Here is a 15,290-nt window from a genome sequence, read left to right as displayed (position 1 = left end):
GGCTTGATTTATTCTTTTATGTATCTTTGAATTTGTATTGGTAGGTTCTAAGTAATGCTATAAAAAATGAGCTTATAGTAGGACCAATGATAATCCCCCAAAAACCAAAGCTAGCGAGTCCTGCTAAGATTGCAATAAATATTAACATCTCATTAATTTTGACAGGATTTTTTAATACAATCTTATTTACTATGTTTATAATTAGTGGTTTTATTACATTATCAATTATTGTGCCAATAAATATCATAGAATATAGTGCGATAAATATTGCTCCACTTAAATCACCAGCCCAATATATATACAAACTCACAGGCACCCAAATGATAGCACCACCAACGACAGGTATAATTGATGCGATACCATATAACATGCCAAATAAGATTCCACTAAATCCAAAAAATGACGCTATCACTCCAAAGCTAAATCCTTGAAGTATCATTGATATGATTGTGCTAAAAAATACTACTTTTAACACTCCGCTTACTTCTTCTAAAATCTCTTTGCTATCGATTTTATCAAAAGGTATTATGTCAATAATATAATCTCTTAGTAAGATACCATAGTAATAAAATAGATATAGAAATATTAGTATAAAAATAGAATCTGTAACAAAATTTATCCCTACTTTTCCTATCTTGCCACTAAAATTTACAGCATAGCTTATAATTGTATTGATATTAATTGATGTGATAAAGTCTATTGCATTATCTTTTAGGGCTGATGGGAATTGTTCTAGTAATTCTATACTTTTTATTTTTGATTCATTTATGAATTTTGATAGTTCTTCAATATTGATATTTGCAATATCGTGTATCATGTTGTTTATGACTAATGCAAGGGGAAATATGAAGATTCCAAGAAATATTACGATAGTTAGAAATGATGAAATAAAATTGTATTTTATGAATTTATCTACAAATTGTTTTAACCCAAATGTAGCCACACATAATAACAAAGCTACTAATAGATTCATCAAAAATGGTTTATATAGCTGTAATATCCAATAAAATGTAAATGCAAAAATAATCCAAAAAAAATATTTTTGTTTCAATTTTTACTCCTAAAACAAATCATTGTTTGCAATACCTAATAAATCATAAGCTTTTTTTGTAGCAATTCTCCCTTTTGATGTTCGCTCTACATAATTATTTGCTAAAAGATAAGGTTCTATTACATCTTCTATAGTTCTTTCATCTTCACTCAAACTCGCAGAAATAGTGCTAAGACCAAGAGGTTTTCCTCTTGCCTTGACTAATAAATCCAAAAATGCCAAATCTAGCTCATCAAAGCCATTTGCATCGACTTTAAGCTCATTTAGTGCTTTTAATGTAGTATCAATACTTATAGAATCTTCATCATAATATTCACTAAAATCACGAATCCTTTTTAGCAATCTAAGTGCAATTCTAGGTGTCCCCCGCGATCTTTTTGCTATTTCATCACTAGAATCTTGCATGATAGATTTATTTAATTTTTTTGCTGCAAGATTAATTATTTTGGATAATTCACCTTGTTCATAAAACTGCATTCTAAAAGTCATACCAAATCTATCTCTAAGTGGATTACTAAGCATTCCAGCTCTAGTTGTAGCTCCAATTAGCGTGAATTTTTCTATATCTACTTTTATAGTTTGTGCAGCAGGTCCAGATCCAATTATAATATCTAATCTAAAATCTTCCATAGCAGAGTAGAGAATCTCTTCTATATTGCTTCCTAGACGATGAATCTCATCAATAAACAATATATCACCTTTATTTAGATTTGTTAGTATGGCTGCTAAATCGCCACTTTTTTCAATCATAGGTGCAGAAGTGACTTTTATATTTGTATTCATTTCATTTGCAATAACAAAACTTAGTGTAGTTTTACCAAGTCCAGGAGGTCCAAAAAGTAATATATGATCTAAAAATTCACCTCTTTTTTTACTTGCGCTTATTGCTATATGAAGATTTTTTTTGATATTTTTTTGCCCTATGTATTCATTGAAGTTTTGAGGTCTAAGGGAGCTTTCTTCTTTTTCCTCAAAAGATATTTTTTCAACCTCTACTATTCTCTGCATTAATAGCTTTCATCATCATTTGGAAATCGTAAATTTTTGACATCATCTGCATATTGTTTTATTGATTTTTTTAATAGTTCTTTTCCATTTAGATATTGGCGGACAAATTTTGGTTTAAACTCATCAAAAAATCCAAACATATCACTCCAAACTAAAATCTGCCCATCTGTATGATTTCCACTTCCAATGCCAATAGTTGGTATTTTTAAATTCTGTGTAATATCTCTAGCTATATCGCTTTTTGTTCCCTCAATGAGTAAGGAAAACGCTCCTGCATCTTGAAGTTTTAATGCAAGCTCTAGCATAGAATCTTTTTCTTCTTTGCTTTTGCCTTTTATCTTATATCCACCTTCAAACCTATAAAATTGTGGCATAAGCCCTATATGTGGCATAGTTGCTATACCATTATCGCTTAGCATTTTTACCATATCAATCTTGTTTTCATTTACTTCTATTTTGATTGCATCCGCCCCACCTTCTTTATATAGCTTTGTTGCATTTTTTAGAGCAGATTTATTTGTATTGTATGAACCAAATGGCATATCAGCGATCAATAATGATTTTTTGACTACTTTTGATACTGCTTGTGTATGGTATATCATAGAATCTAAGCTCAATGGAATCGTATCTTTATTTCCACCAAAACTCATTGATAAGCTATCACCAACTAATATCATATCAACTTCGCCATCAAAAATTCTAGCAAACAAGGCATCATAAGCGGTAATTGATGTAATTTTGCCATTTCCTTTTAGTTTTTGAAAAGTAGAAATTGTAACTTTCATTTTATTCTCTCTTATTTAGGTGCTATAAGAATCTTAGCTAAGATTCTTATAAAATTTTATAGCACACCTTGATCAATCATAGAATCTGCGACTTTTCTAAATCCAGCGATATTTGCACCAACTACTAAGTTTCCTTCAGCATTAAATTCTTTTGCAGTTTGACTTGCATTATTAAATATATCTTCCATAATTTGATATAGTCTTTTATCAGTATATTCAAAAGTCCATGGTGTCATACTAGCATTTTGTGCCATCTCCAAGCCACTTACTGCTACTCCACCTGCGTTTGCAGCTTTACCTGGACCATAGCATATTTTTGCATTTATAAATTCATGAACTGCATCTATTGTAGAAGGCATATTTGCACCTTCGCTTACACATTTACAGCCATTTTTTAGCAATGCTTTTGCATCTTTTAAATTAAGCTCATTTTGTGTTGCACTTGGAAATGCTGCAAAACAAGGCACATGCCACACTGGGTTTATACCATCTTTGTATTTTGATACAGGTGTATATTGTGCATTTTTCTTTTCTTTTGCGTATGCTTCAAGGCTTAATCTTTTTACTTCTTTTATCTCTTTTAATAATGCTAAATCAATTCCATTTTTATCATAAATCATACCTTTTGAATCACTGATTGTTACCGGAATTGCACCTAATTGTTGTAATTTTTCAATTGTATATATTGCAACATTGCCACTTCCAGAAACGGTGCAAATCTTTCCTTCCAAATCCTCACCTTTTTCTTTTAGCATGTTTTGAGCGAAATATACACATCCATATCCTGTAGCCTCTGTCCTAACAAGGCTTCCACCCCAATTTAGTGCTTTACCTGTTAAGACTCCATCAAATCTATTTGTAAGTTTTCTATATTGTCCATAAAGATAGCCAATCTCTCTTCCACCTACGCCTATATCACCTGCTGGGACATCAGTATGAGCACCAATATGGCGGTAAAGTTCATTCATAAAAGCTTGGCAGAATCTCATAACTTCGCCATCACTTTTTCCTTTTGGATCAAAATCACTTCCACCTTTTCCACCACCCATAGCGAGTGTTGTTAGTGCATTTTTAAATATTTGTTCAAATCCTAAAAATTTAATTATTCCAGGATTTACACTTGGATGGAATCTAAGTCCTCCTTTGTATGGTCCTATTGCAGAGTTAAATTCGATTCTGCAACCTCTATTTACTTGAATCTTACCATCATCATCTACCCAAGTTACGCGAAAAAATATCTCTCTATCTGGTATAACAAGACGTTCTAAAATTGCATTTTGTTCATATTTATTATATTTTTTCAATATTGGTTCTAGAGATTCTGTTACTTCTTTTACTGCTTGATGAAATTCAAGTTGTACAGGGTATTTTTCTTTTATTAAATTATTTATATATTTGATGTATTTCATATTTTACTCCTAATTTTGAAATTACTACAATATTTCTAATCTTCTATATATTTCTTAAGATTCTTACCTACTCTAGGATGTTTTAGTTTTTTTATTGCACTAGATTCTATTTGTCTAACTCTTTCTCGTGTAACATTTAGCTCTTTTCCTATTTCTTCAAGAGTTCTATCGCTTTCATCATCTAAAAGCCCAAACCGCATTTTTATGACGGCTCTCTCTCTTTCATTTAGTTGCATTAATACTTCATCTATCTGTCCTCTTAAATCCTCCTTTAATACTTGTTCCATAGGTCCTATGGTGTTTTTATCCTCGACAAAATCGCCATATTTTCCATCTTCATCATTACCAATTGGTGCATCAAGACTGATTGGTTCTTTTGTCATTTTGATAACATTTTTGATTTTATCTGCTGGAAGTGATACTTCTTTTGCAATGTATTCTATATCTGGTTCTTTTCCATATTTTTGTATGTAATCTCTTTGGGTTTTATTTATTTTATTTACGGTGTCAATCATGTGAATAGGAATTCTAATTGTTCGTGCTTGGTCTGCAATAGCTCTACTTATTGCTTGTTTTATCCACCAAGTAGCATATGTTGAGAATCTATAATCTCTTTTATATTCAAATTTATCCACAGCTTTCATTAATCCAATATTGCCTTCTTGTATCAAATCAAGAAATGGCAAACCTCTATTTGTATATTTTTTTGCATTTGATACAACAAGTCTTAGATTGCTTTTTGCCATTTTATTTTTGGCTTTATCTACTATTAATTTTCCTCTTTTGATTTGTTCTAGAATCTCTTTTAATTTTTTTTCATCAAGATTAAAACTATCTTTTGAAGCTTCTTTTGTTTGAAGTAATTTTTTAATTTCTACATAAGTACTCACCATCGTAGTTTCAGGGACTGCTTGAGCGATATCAGCTTTTGACATATTTAATATATTTGATAATATTTTTTTATGATTTTCAATAAGTGTTTCATTGAATAATGGTAGTCTATATTCAAGTCGTTTCATTTCTTTTTCAAAGCTTTCATCGCCTTTGACTACATTTTCCATAATCTTTACTATTTCTGTAATCAACTTACTTGTTGGTCCAAGTGCTACTAATTTTTCTTTTAATACCTCTTTTTTATGTGCTAGTAATAGTATATGTCCTAAATCATTTGGATCTTGCGGGACTATTTCTAATGCTTTTAATCTTTCTTTTTTAGCTTTATCTAGTTCTTTAAAAGCTGCGATGATAACTTTTACTCTCTCGCTATCTTTTGATGATATTTTTTCATTACTTTTTTCTTCATCATCTTCATTTTCATCACTATCACCATCATCAAAAGAATCTTTATCTTCAAAATTTTTAAATAATTCTTTTACTCTTCTTTCTCTATTAATCAATGCATCTCTATAATTGTAGATAAAATCCGTTAGATATGGCACTGAACATATCGCATCAATGATGATATTTTCACCAGTTTCTATATTTTTTCCAAGTTCTCTTTCTTCTTCTTTTGTAAGGAGCTGGATTTGTCCCATTTCTCGTAGATACATTCGCACAGGGCTATCGCTTCTACTCCATTCTAAAGATTCTCTTTCTTTTGCAAGGTCAAATTCATCTTCTAGATTTTCATTTATTTGTTTTTGTTTATTTTCTTTTTCTAAAACTTTTTCTTCATAGTTGAGTTGTTTTGCTAATTCTGATGAGCTAAGAAATGTTTTTTTATATTTTTTTGCTAATTCTTGAATCTTTTTTATCTGTGCAGCTGTAGCAGGTTTTTTTAAGATTGAAGCGATTTCTTCATATGCTATAAATTCGCCATCTTGTTGAAATAATTCTACTAATTGTTCTGTTGTTGATTTTGCTTCATTGGATCTAGACATTGTCATATTCCTTAATGGAAGTTTTCTAAAGGGGCTCGATTATACTATTTTAATATTAAATATAAACTTATAATATCTAAGTATTATCTAAAACCCCAATTTTGCTTTGCTTCATCAATCATTGTTTTTTTTATCTCGCTAACCATAACACCTTCTTTATTGCCTAGCATATCTCCTAGATTCCCATCAGGCAATGCAATAAAAGAATCTCCATAGAATTTCCAAATAATATTATCTTCTATATAGTTTCCTACTCTATTTACCCTAACTACAAAACAATTATTTAAAAAACTTCTAGTTTGAAGCAAACGAATCCATCTATCATTAGAGCCAAATGTGCTTGCAGTAGGCACTATCACGACATCTACATTTTTCTTTTTTAGTTTTATCCATAATTCATCAAAATGTGTTTCAAAACCAAATAATACGCTTATATTTAATCTATTGATTTTAAAAATTAGTGGTTCTTTTGCTTTCAAATCATTGCTAAAAAAACTCTTTTCATTCCAATGTTCCATTTGCATTAATCTTTGTGATTGATAAAAATTGGTTTTTTTTTCATCAATAACTATGATACTTTTAAAGATTTTATTATCTTTGCATTCATAAATAGGAGCAATAATCGTTGTTTTATATTTTGTAGCAATATTTTTTAGATACGATTCTAGTGCTAAAAAATCCTTATTCAATTTATTATAATTTGGCTTTAGTTCTTTAAAAAATGGATTTAATACATATTCACCAAGCACAATTAGATCTATATCTTTTTTCTTGCAAAAGTTGTTTAGATATTTATTAAAAGATTTATCATTTGGTTTGATATTTTCAAATTGTGAGATTAGAATCTTCATCTAATTCCCTTTTGTCTATATTTTCTTGTTCTATTGAAGAATCTTTTATCTCTTCATATTGCACTTTTGCTTCTTCTAACATTTTTTGTGCTTCTTTTAGATTGTCTATACCTTCTTTGTATAGTTTCATTCCATCTTTTAGGCTTAGTTCATTTTTATTTAGAGATTCTAAGATTTCTTTTACTCTTTGGACTTTTTGTTCAAATTCCATATTTGCTCCTATGAGAAATTTCACTTATAATAATCATATAAATATCGTTTGGCTCTAGGATTCTACCACTTTCAAATATTGTATTTATAAAAATATCATATTTATTTTTCTATTTATCCATGATAATTAGGTGCTTCTTTTGTGATATCAACATCATGCACATGAGATTCTCTAAGTCCAGCACTAGTGATTTGAACAAATTCTACTTTATTCCAAAGACTTGGAATATCTTTACTTCCTAAATACCCCATAGAACTTCTTAACCCGCCTTCAAGTTGGAATATAATATCTGCAATTTTTCCTCTATATGGAACTCTACCTTCAATACCTTCTGGCACTAGTTTTTCTTTTGCAACACCTTCTTGAAAATATCTATCGCTACTTCCTGAAGTCATTGCACCAATACTTCCCATTCCACGATAGCTTTTATATTGTCTTCCTTGATATATCACAATATCACCTGGAGCTTCTTCGCAACCTGCAAGTAAGCTTCCTATCATAACACAGCTAGCACCAAGTGCAATTGCTTTTGCTACATCGCCTGAATATTTTATACCACCATCTGCAATAATAGGAATATTATGTTTTTTTGCTTCACTTGCACAATCCATAATAGCAGAGATTTGAGGCATTCCAACTCCAGCTATGATTCTAGTGGTACATATACTTCCTGGTCCAATACCTACTTTTATTCCATCTGCTCCAGCATTGATTAAATCCCTTGTTGCTTCTTTTGTGACTACATTTCCAACGATAAGTTCAACACTTAATTGTTTTTTAATCAATTCTATAGTTTTTAGCACATTTAATGAATGCCCATGTGCAGAATCTAGCACTATCACATCAACGCCAGCTTCAGCCAATGCCCTTGCTCTTTCTACTTGAAATACTCCAATAGCAGCACCAACTCTAAGTCTTCCAAAATCATCTTTATTTGAGTTTGGATACTCAATTCGTTTTTGTATATCTTTTATAGTGATTAAGCCTTTTAGTATATTGTTTTCATTGACTATTGGAAGTTTTTCAATTTTGTGGCTATGCATAATATCTTTTGCGACTTCAAGACTTGTATTTTCTTTTGCAGTAATTAGAGGTGCTTTTGTCATCACTTCACCTACTTGCTTACTTAAATCACTCTCAAATCTGGTATCTCTATTTGTTAGGATTCCAATGAGTTTGCCATCTTTATCAACAACAGGGACGCCAGAGATTTTATAATTATCAGTTATTAGCTTTGCATCTGCTAGAGTTCTATCAGCTTGAATATATATTGGATCATTTATTACGCCACTTTCACTTTTTTTAACTTTTTTTACTTCATTTATTTGTGCGCTTGTATCCATATTTTTATGAATGATTCCAATTCCACCCATTCTAGCTATTGAGATTGCAGTTCTATGTTCTGTAACGGTATCCATCGCAGCACTCACAAAAGGTGAATTTAATGTTATATGTTTTGTTAGATTTGTTTTTAGATTCACCTCTTTTGGCAATACTTCAGAATATGCAGGAATTAATAAAATGTCTTCAAAAGTTAGTGCCTTTTTGATTTCTTTCATTTATTCTCCTTTTAAGTTAGATTCTACATTTAATGCCAAGTCAAGAATATCTTGTTCTTTAAAATGATTACCGATAAATTGCATACCAATAGGTAAATTTGTAGTGCTTTTATCAACAGGAATGCAGATTCCGCAAAGTCCAGCAAGATTTACACCAATAGTATAAATATCACTTAGATACATTTCTAAAGGGGTGCATTTTTCACCTAGCTTTGGTGCAACATTTGGTGCAATAGGGCTTAAGATGATATCAACGCTTTTAAAAATTTCACTATATTGAAAGCTTATATAATCTCTAACTTTTTGTGCTTTTAGATAGTAGGCATCATAATATCCACTTGATAATACAAAATTTCCTATTAGAATCCTTCGTTTTACTTCTTCTCCAAAACCTTTGCTTCTAGTTTGTATATATAAGTCTTTTAGATTCGTAGCATTGCTTGCCCTATTTCCATACCTGATTCCATCAAATCTCGCTAGATTGGAGCTAGCTTCTGCCATAGAAGTTATATAATAGCTTGATATTGCAAAATTGCTATCTATTAAATCGATTTCTTTTATATTATGTCCCAATTTAGTTAGCTTATCGACTAAATTGCTATATGCTGATGCAATATCATCATTTGCTTCTTTTATAGCATTTTTTAGGATTCCAATAGTGAATTTTCTGTCTTTGTTTAGATTGTTAAATGTGCTATTTGTTGGTGTGTTTTTATTGCTTGTAGAATCCATTCTATCATAGCCTTTTATATAATCAAATAGCAAAGCACAATCTTTTACATCTTGTGTTATTGGTCCTATTTGATCTAGACTTGAGCTATATGCTACAAGTCCATATCTGCTTACACTTCCATAAGTTGGCTTTAATCCTACACAGCCACAATACCCAGCAGGTTGTCTTATAGAACCGCCAGTATCACTTCCAAGTGCAGCGATTGCAAGTTTTCCTGCTACTGCTGCGGCACTTCCACTGCTGCTACCCCCAGGAACTCTTGTATTATCCCTTGGATTTTTTGTAGCTCCATATGCACTAGATTCTCCTGTGCTTCCCATGGCAAATTCATCCATATTTGCTCTACCAAATGGAACTAAATTATTTTGTTTTAGTTTGTTTATCACACTTGCATTATATGGAGACTTATAGCCTTTTAAGATATTGCTTCCACAAGTGATTTCCCAGCCTTTTACATTTATATTGTCTTTTATGAGTATTGGGATTCCGCTATTATTTATATCAAGTGAGGTTTCATCTATTATGTAGGCATTTAAGTTAGAGTTTTTTAAATCTTGCAAGATTTTGCTTTTGATTTCTTTTAATTCTTCTTCTTTTAGTTTGATTGCTTCTCTTAATTTTATCATCATAACTCCATTTTAAAAATGCCATAGAATTATAACTTTTATTTCTATTTTGCTACTTAAAATCAATCTAGTATTTGCATATTAAAATTAGAATCAAATCTATCATAAAATGCAAAATTTGCATAATCTAATCCATCACTAGATTCTAATTCTAAGACATCTAGCATTGCATTGTCTTGTAAATTTCTAGCCAATTTGAATTGCTTTTTGTTATTTACTACGCCAATTTTTATAATATTTTTATTTTTTGATACATAAAGAAAAGTTTTAAAGCTAGTATCATTTAAATCTAGTGCAATTGAATCTGCATTTAAATCTTTAAAGATTCTATCAATTTTGATATTTCTTAGCTGCGTAAATGGCTTTTTTGCATTAAAAAATTTAGAATAGAATCTATCATTTTTTGATTTTTTATAGGATAAATGTATTTTATGTATAAATTTTCCACCACCATTTTTATATATATTATCAATATCGCACAAGATTCCACTAATCCCAACGCTAAAAGCCATATATGCAATATGAGGTGTTAAGCTATTGTGATAAATGATACTTTTGATATTTGTAGGAATTTTTGTAAATAGATAAAAGCAATCATATAGATTTTTGCAATCAATTAAAAATATACAATCATCTAATTTTGCGTATTTTAAATAAGATTCTAAATCATTTTCATCTTTAATCTTTAGTATTTTTGAGCCTTTATATCTATCAAAGAATTCAAAATTTTGATGATAAAATATTTTATAATTATTTTTTGTGTTTATTTCATCACTAATGATATTTATCCCCATATCAAGTAGTTTTTTTGCTTCATTTGTATTGTTTGTTTTGCTAAAGATTATTTTGTTTTCCATTTGTTACCATCAATTTATATTATGAAAACTAACATTATTGTAGAATTTGGTTTTAAAAAATATAAAAGGTTTTATTTGATTATTGTAGTTGTAGTTGATTGCTTTGTAGATAAGAGTAATGGAACAGCAGTTAGTGCAAATAATTTAGTCCAAACACTAAGGCAAAAAGGGCATAAAGTCCGTGTTGTAGCACCATATATTGAAGGTAAAGATGCATATAGAGTAGATGAAAGATACATTCCACTTGTTACTGAAATATCACATAAACAGCATATGCATTTTGGTAAAGCTGATAAAAAAGTATTAAAAGAAGCGTTTAGAGGCGCTGATATAGTGCATTTTTTCTTGCCTTTTAAACTTGAAATTATTGGTGTAAAAATTGCAAAAGAAATGAATATTCCATTTATTTGTGGATTCCACCTCCAACCTGAAAATATCACATACAATGCGCATTTAAGGCATATTCCTTTTATTCATCAATTTATATTTTGGCTATTTAAATATAGAATCTACAAATATACAAAATATATTCATTGCCCTTCAAATTTAATTGCTGATGAATTAAAAAAGCATAATTACAAAGCAAATTTATGTGTAATCTCAAATGGCTTTACCCCTCGTCTTAAAAAAATAGCAAAAAATAAAATTGATGATTTCTTTCATATCACAATGACTGGTAGATACACGCAAGAAAAGCGGCAGGATTTGCTTATTGAAGCAGTGCATTTAAGTAAATATGAAAAACAAATAAAGCTCCATATAAAAGGACTTGGACCAAGAGAAGAAGAATACAAAAAACTTGCCTCAAAGCTTACTTTTGGTGCGGATTTAGGATTTGTAAGTGATGATGAACTCTCAAAACTATATTCTTATACAGATTTATATGTGCATACTTCTGATGTTGATATAGAATCTATTGCTACACTAGAGGCTATTTCAAATGGCATTACACCAATTATATCAGATAGTAAAACTTCGGCTACAAAGCAATTTGCAATAAATGATGATTGTTTGTTTAGGGCAGGAGATGCAAAAGATTTATCAAAAAAGATAGATTATTTTATAGAAAATAGAGATTATTTAAAGGAATTGAGTATTAAATATGAAAGTGTAGCCCAAAAATATGACTTATCATTTTGTGTTGATAAAATGATAGATCTATATAAAGAGGCTATTTTTGATTTTAAAGCATAGTTTTTGTTATTTTGCTTCCCATTTATATTTTTTCCATACATCTTGTGCTTGTTTTGAATTTATAAAATCTATAAATTTTTGTGCTGCATTTTTATTGTTGCTTGTTTTTGTTATGGCAATCTCTGTGGCTCTATAAATTACATTTGATGATTTTAGTGATATAAATTTTGCCCACTTGTCCTGCACCATCTACTACCATTATTTTTATACCTTTTTTAAGTAAGTCATCAAAACTTTTGATATTTTTTGGATTGTTTGGGCGCACTATAATCCCTGCTTCTCTTATATTTAGCACATTTACATCATTGCTTGATAATTGATTTGGCATTGTTTTAATAAAACTATCCATCATCGCAGAACTACCTGAATATATAATATCTGCATCTAATTTTGCCTTTTCAATCCACTGCGATGTAGGACCAGCTATGATTTTGACTTTTTCATTACTGGTTTTGTTGAATTCTTGTGCTAATTCTTTTAAAACTGGTGCTGGACCTCCTGGACCATATACTAATACATCCCTGTATAAAACGCTACTTGTGAGTAATATGATTGGTAAAATAATTTTTTCATTGTTTGCTCCTTGTGTAAAATAGGCTGGAATTGTAATTAAACATTGTTAATATTTTTAGAAGTTACTTTTATAATCTGTAATATTTTTGTATGTGATTAAAAAGCAAGTCGTATTTTTATTTGGATTAAAAGATTCTATTGTATGAAAATATGTGTCAATTAGAACTTTTGTAGAAGAATATTCATCGCAATCTTTATTCTTACTATTTCCAACGATTCCATAATTATCAAGAGCCGATTCACTCCAACTCCAACTATTTTGTAGATTTGGTATTAATCTTGCTATCAGCGGATATTGTATTTTACTTTTTGCAATAACAGGATTTACTCCTGAATGCCCTAATGTTTTTATATTAAATTTAGATTCTACTTCCATATGGCTTGTATCTAAAAATTTGCCTAAATCATTTAGCATGATAGTCCATCTAAAAGTTTCATAATCATTTTGTGCTTTTAAACTTTGTCCATAATAATTTGCAAACATTATTAGATAATGAACAAAAATAATAATCAATATGCTAGAGAGAATCTTTCCTTTGTATATAGAATACAGACTCAAAATCCCTACAAATACTCCAAACCCAATAAAACTTCGTGGATCAAAAGTTGGTGTTATGATGATTAGATATAGTCCAAATGAAAGGATAAAGAGTATTATTAATGTAATTATGCTAAGAAAAAATGCCAAAAATTTATTTATCTTTGCATTTAAGATTGATTTTGCAACAAATATAAAAGCAAATCCAAATACTAAATGCAAATATACTCTACTACCCCCGCCCATATCGCTATATATAGTTTTTATATAATTTGTTATGTGTTTATCAAGTCCAATTAGAAAATACTTAAGTGGCAATATATGTGTATTTGCATAAGTTGCTTCTGGATTGTAAATCATAAGATACAAGATTCCAACAATAAGATATGAAATGCAAAAACAAAGAAGAATCCTAAAAGCCTCTTTTATATCTTTCTCTAAAATCTTTATAAATGCTAGAAAAATAGAGATCATCATATAAATTCCGCTACTTGCTTGATAGCTTGTAAGCATTATTAAAAGTCCAATAATTGATGTAATAACAAAAATCTTTTTGTATCGAATAAAAAGAAAAGGAAATATGCTTGCAAATACACTTAATGCCATGAGAGGGGCATCAAACTTATATGATAGATTCTCTAAATAATAAGGTGAAAGTCCTATGCTTACGCTTGCAAGTAAGGCGATTTTACTATTTAGGAGTTTTTTATCGATTGTTTTTAGAAAAATAATAGATGATATGCTAAGTAGAAAAATACTGATAAATAAACTATATGGAAATGTTACTACAAAATAATCGCTATTTAAGCTAAGTATAGAAGCTGCGATAGTAGAGCTATGTCTATTCCACCAAAAAAATGCAAATGTTCCATAAAGGATTCTATCTCTATCATCTATGTAGTTAAAATTTGCAAGTATTAACGCAGCTAAACCAACCAAATAAATAATAAAAACAAATAATATTTTGTATTTATAGTTTAGTAATTGTTTTAGTTTTGCTAAAAATATTAAATCCAATCTTAGTATTTTTACATTCAAGCTTATAATATCCTTGTTTTAAGAAATATATTCGATGAAATAATGAGGGCGATTTTTGCCTTGCTCGTAGATTCTAGCGATATATTCGCCAATTATTCCAAGTAGCATTATTTGCAATCCTCCAAAAAATGCTATCAAAGTAACGATGCTTGGATATCCTTTTACATCATTTCCAAAGGCAAGTGTATTTATCATGATATGGATTCCATAAATTGATGAGAGGATAAAAATCACAAAGCCAATTAGTGTAATGATTTTTAGTGGGATGGTAGAAAAGCTTACAATCCCTTCAATTGCATATAAAAATAGCTTTAAAAAATTCCATTTAGAATTTCCTTGGTATCTCTCTATATAGTCATATTCTATTGTTTCTTTTTGAAATCCTATAAATTCAAATATAGCTTTTGAGAATCTATGATATTCATTTATTTGCAATATACATTGTAGTGCATCTCTATGAATTAGTCTAAAATCTCTTACACCAGATTCTAATTTTATTGGAGATAAAATATTATTGATTTTATAAAACACTTCGCTAAAAAATGCTCTAAATGCAGAATCTCCACTCCTATCTCTTCTTTTTGCAGTAATTAGCTTTAATTCTCCATTGCTATTTTTGTATTTTTCAATCATCTCTAATAATAATTCTGGTGGGTCTTGCAAATCACAATCCATAATACAAGTCAAGATACTTTTACTTTCTTTTAGTCCTGCGAGCATTGCGGCTTCTTTGCCAAAATTGCGAGAGAATTTTATAAGTTTTATATTTTTGTTATTTGCTTGAAGTTTTTTTATCTCATTTATTGTATTGTCTTTGCTTCCATCATCAATAAATATAAAATAAACTTCATTTAGATCATATTTATAATTAGTCTTCCCCCCCCCATAAGCACATTTTGGACTTTTGTATAAAAGTTTTGTATATTTTGTTCTTCATTAAAGCAAGGAATAATAATGCTTAAATCTATTTTATCCAT

At 29.6% G+C, this 15,290-nt stretch carries 14 protein-coding genes and 1 pseudogene; 1 reads left to right on the top strand and 14 read right to left on the bottom strand.

The annotated features are described in order from the left end of the window. Positions 1-16: 16 nt before the first annotated feature. From CQA42_RS03195 to CQA42_RS03150, 10 genes are all read right to left on the bottom strand, one after another. On the bottom strand, positions 17-1,051 hold the full coding sequence (locus tag CQA42_RS03195; RefSeq protein ID WP_115583253.1) for an AI-2E family transporter: 1,035 nt from the start codon (positions 1,049-1,051) through the stop codon (positions 17-19). Between the two features lie 9 nt (positions 1,052-1,060). Further along, entirely contained in the window at positions 1,061-2,059 is a 999-nt protein-coding gene (gene ruvB / locus CQA42_RS03190) for a Holliday junction branch migration DNA helicase RuvB (protein ID WP_115583252.1), read from the bottom strand. Beyond that, positions 2,059-2,844, bottom strand: coding sequence for a 3-methyl-2-oxobutanoate hydroxymethyltransferase (gene panB / locus CQA42_RS03185; RefSeq protein ID WP_115583251.1), 786 nt, complete (start codon positions 2,842-2,844; stop codon positions 2,059-2,061). Before panB ends, ruvB begins: the two co-directional genes overlap by 1 nt. A 56-nt stretch (positions 2,845-2,900) precedes the next feature. After that, entirely contained in the window at positions 2,901-4,253 is a 1,353-nt protein-coding gene (gene gdhA, locus CQA42_RS03180; RefSeq protein WP_115583250.1) for an NADP-specific glutamate dehydrogenase, read from the bottom strand. Between the two features lie 35 nt (positions 4,254-4,288). Beyond that, entirely contained in the window at positions 4,289-6,133 is a 1,845-nt protein-coding gene (rpoD, locus tag CQA42_RS03175; RefSeq protein WP_258865549.1) for an RNA polymerase sigma factor RpoD, read from the bottom strand. A gap of 83 nt (positions 6,134-6,216) precedes the next feature. Then, a complete protein-coding gene (locus tag CQA42_RS03170) occupies positions 6,217-6,984 on the bottom strand; it encodes a carbon-nitrogen hydrolase family protein (protein WP_115583248.1) in 768 nt (255 codons plus the stop codon). Further along, positions 6,959-7,195 (bottom strand): exodeoxyribonuclease VII small subunit, encoded by a 237-nt coding sequence (gene xseB, locus CQA42_RS03165; RefSeq protein ID WP_181881482.1) that lies wholly within the window; start codon positions 7,193-7,195, stop codon positions 6,959-6,961. Before xseB ends, CQA42_RS03170 begins: the two co-directional genes overlap by 26 nt. A 113-nt stretch (positions 7,196-7,308) precedes the next feature. Beyond that, positions 7,309-8,754, bottom strand: coding sequence for an IMP dehydrogenase (gene guaB, locus CQA42_RS03160; protein ID WP_115583247.1), 1,446 nt, complete (start codon positions 8,752-8,754; stop codon positions 7,309-7,311). After that, positions 8,755-10,113 (bottom strand): Asp-tRNA(Asn)/Glu-tRNA(Gln) amidotransferase subunit GatA, encoded by a 1,359-nt coding sequence (gene gatA, locus CQA42_RS03155; RefSeq protein ID WP_115583246.1) that lies wholly within the window; start codon positions 10,111-10,113, stop codon positions 8,755-8,757. Between the two features lie 62 nt (positions 10,114-10,175). Next, positions 10,176-10,970: a hypothetical protein gene (locus CQA42_RS03150; RefSeq protein WP_115583245.1), complete on the bottom strand. Its 795-nt coding sequence runs from the start codon at positions 10,968-10,970 to the stop codon at positions 10,176-10,178. A 75-nt stretch (positions 10,971-11,045) separates the two neighbouring features. Here CQA42_RS03150 and CQA42_RS03145 point away from each other — a divergent pair, with 75 nt between their 5' ends. Then, the gene (locus CQA42_RS03145; protein ID WP_115583244.1) at positions 11,046-12,164 is read left to right on the top strand and encodes a glycosyltransferase; all 1,119 of its coding nucleotides are present in this window, start codon (positions 11,046-11,048) and stop codon (positions 12,162-12,164) included. 6 nt (positions 12,165-12,170) lie between these two features. On the opposite strand, the pseudogene CQA42_RS03140 reads toward CQA42_RS03145, so the two are convergent. The 4 genes and pseudogenes from CQA42_RS03140 to CQA42_RS08440 form a co-directional block, all read right to left on the bottom strand. After that, positions 12,171-12,729 (bottom strand): annotated as a pseudogene (locus CQA42_RS03140) (substrate-binding domain-containing protein). A 63-nt stretch (positions 12,730-12,792) separates the two neighbouring features. Beyond that, on the bottom strand, positions 12,793-14,313 hold the full coding sequence (locus CQA42_RS03135; RefSeq protein WP_181881481.1) for a glucosyltransferase domain-containing protein: 1,521 nt from the start codon (positions 14,311-14,313) through the stop codon (positions 12,793-12,795). A gap of 18 nt (positions 14,314-14,331) precedes the next feature. Beyond that, entirely contained in the window at positions 14,332-15,144 is an 813-nt protein-coding gene (locus CQA42_RS03130; RefSeq protein ID WP_258865565.1) for a glycosyltransferase family 2 protein, read from the bottom strand. 20 nt (positions 15,145-15,164) lie between these two features. Next, the gene (locus tag CQA42_RS08440) at positions 15,165-15,290 is read right to left on the bottom strand and encodes a hypothetical protein (protein ID WP_258865548.1); all 126 of its coding nucleotides are present in this window, start codon (positions 15,288-15,290) and stop codon (positions 15,165-15,167) included.

It is taken from the genome of Helicobacter sp. MIT 99-5507, assembly GCF_003364295.1.
Taxonomy (GTDB): Bacteria; Campylobacterota; Campylobacteria; order Campylobacterales; family Helicobacteraceae; genus NHYM01.
The sequence above is the reverse complement of the archived record's forward strand: the minus strand, read 5'-3'. Positions and strand labels throughout refer to the sequence as shown.

Excerpts from the sequence above, each read along its gene's own strand:
- guaB (WP_115583247.1), bottom strand. The coding sequence starts at position 8,754 with ATGAAAGAAATCAAAAAGGCACTAACTTTTGAAGACATTTTATTAATT.
- CQA42_RS03150 (WP_115583245.1), bottom strand. The coding sequence starts at position 10,970 with ATGGAAAACAAAATAATCTTTAGCAAAACAAACAATACAAATGAAGCA.
- CQA42_RS03170 (WP_115583248.1), bottom strand. The coding sequence starts at position 6,984 with ATGAAGATTCTAATCTCACAATTTGAAAATATCAAACCAAATGATAAA.
- gdhA (WP_115583250.1), bottom strand. The coding sequence starts at position 4,253 with ATGAAATACATCAAATATATAAATAATTTAATAAAAGAAAAATACCCT.
- rpoD (WP_258865549.1), bottom strand. The coding sequence starts at position 6,133 with ATGTCTAGATCCAATGAAGCAAAATCAACAACAGAACAATTAGTAGAA.
- panB (WP_115583251.1), bottom strand. The coding sequence starts at position 2,844 with ATGAAAGTTACAATTTCTACTTTTCAAAAACTAAAAGGAAATGGCAAA.
- CQA42_RS08440 (WP_258865548.1), bottom strand. The coding sequence starts at position 15,290 with ATGGATAAAATAGATTTAAGCATTATTATTCCTTGCTTTAATGAAGAA.
- ruvB (WP_115583252.1), bottom strand. The coding sequence starts at position 2,059 with ATGCAGAGAATAGTAGAGGTTGAAAAAATATCTTTTGAGGAAAAAGAA.
- xseB (WP_181881482.1), bottom strand. The coding sequence starts at position 7,195 with ATGGAATTTGAACAAAAAGTCCAAAGAGTAAAAGAAATCTTAGAATCT.
- gatA (WP_115583246.1), bottom strand. The coding sequence starts at position 10,113 with ATGATAAAATTAAGAGAAGCAATCAAACTAAAAGAAGAAGAATTAAAA.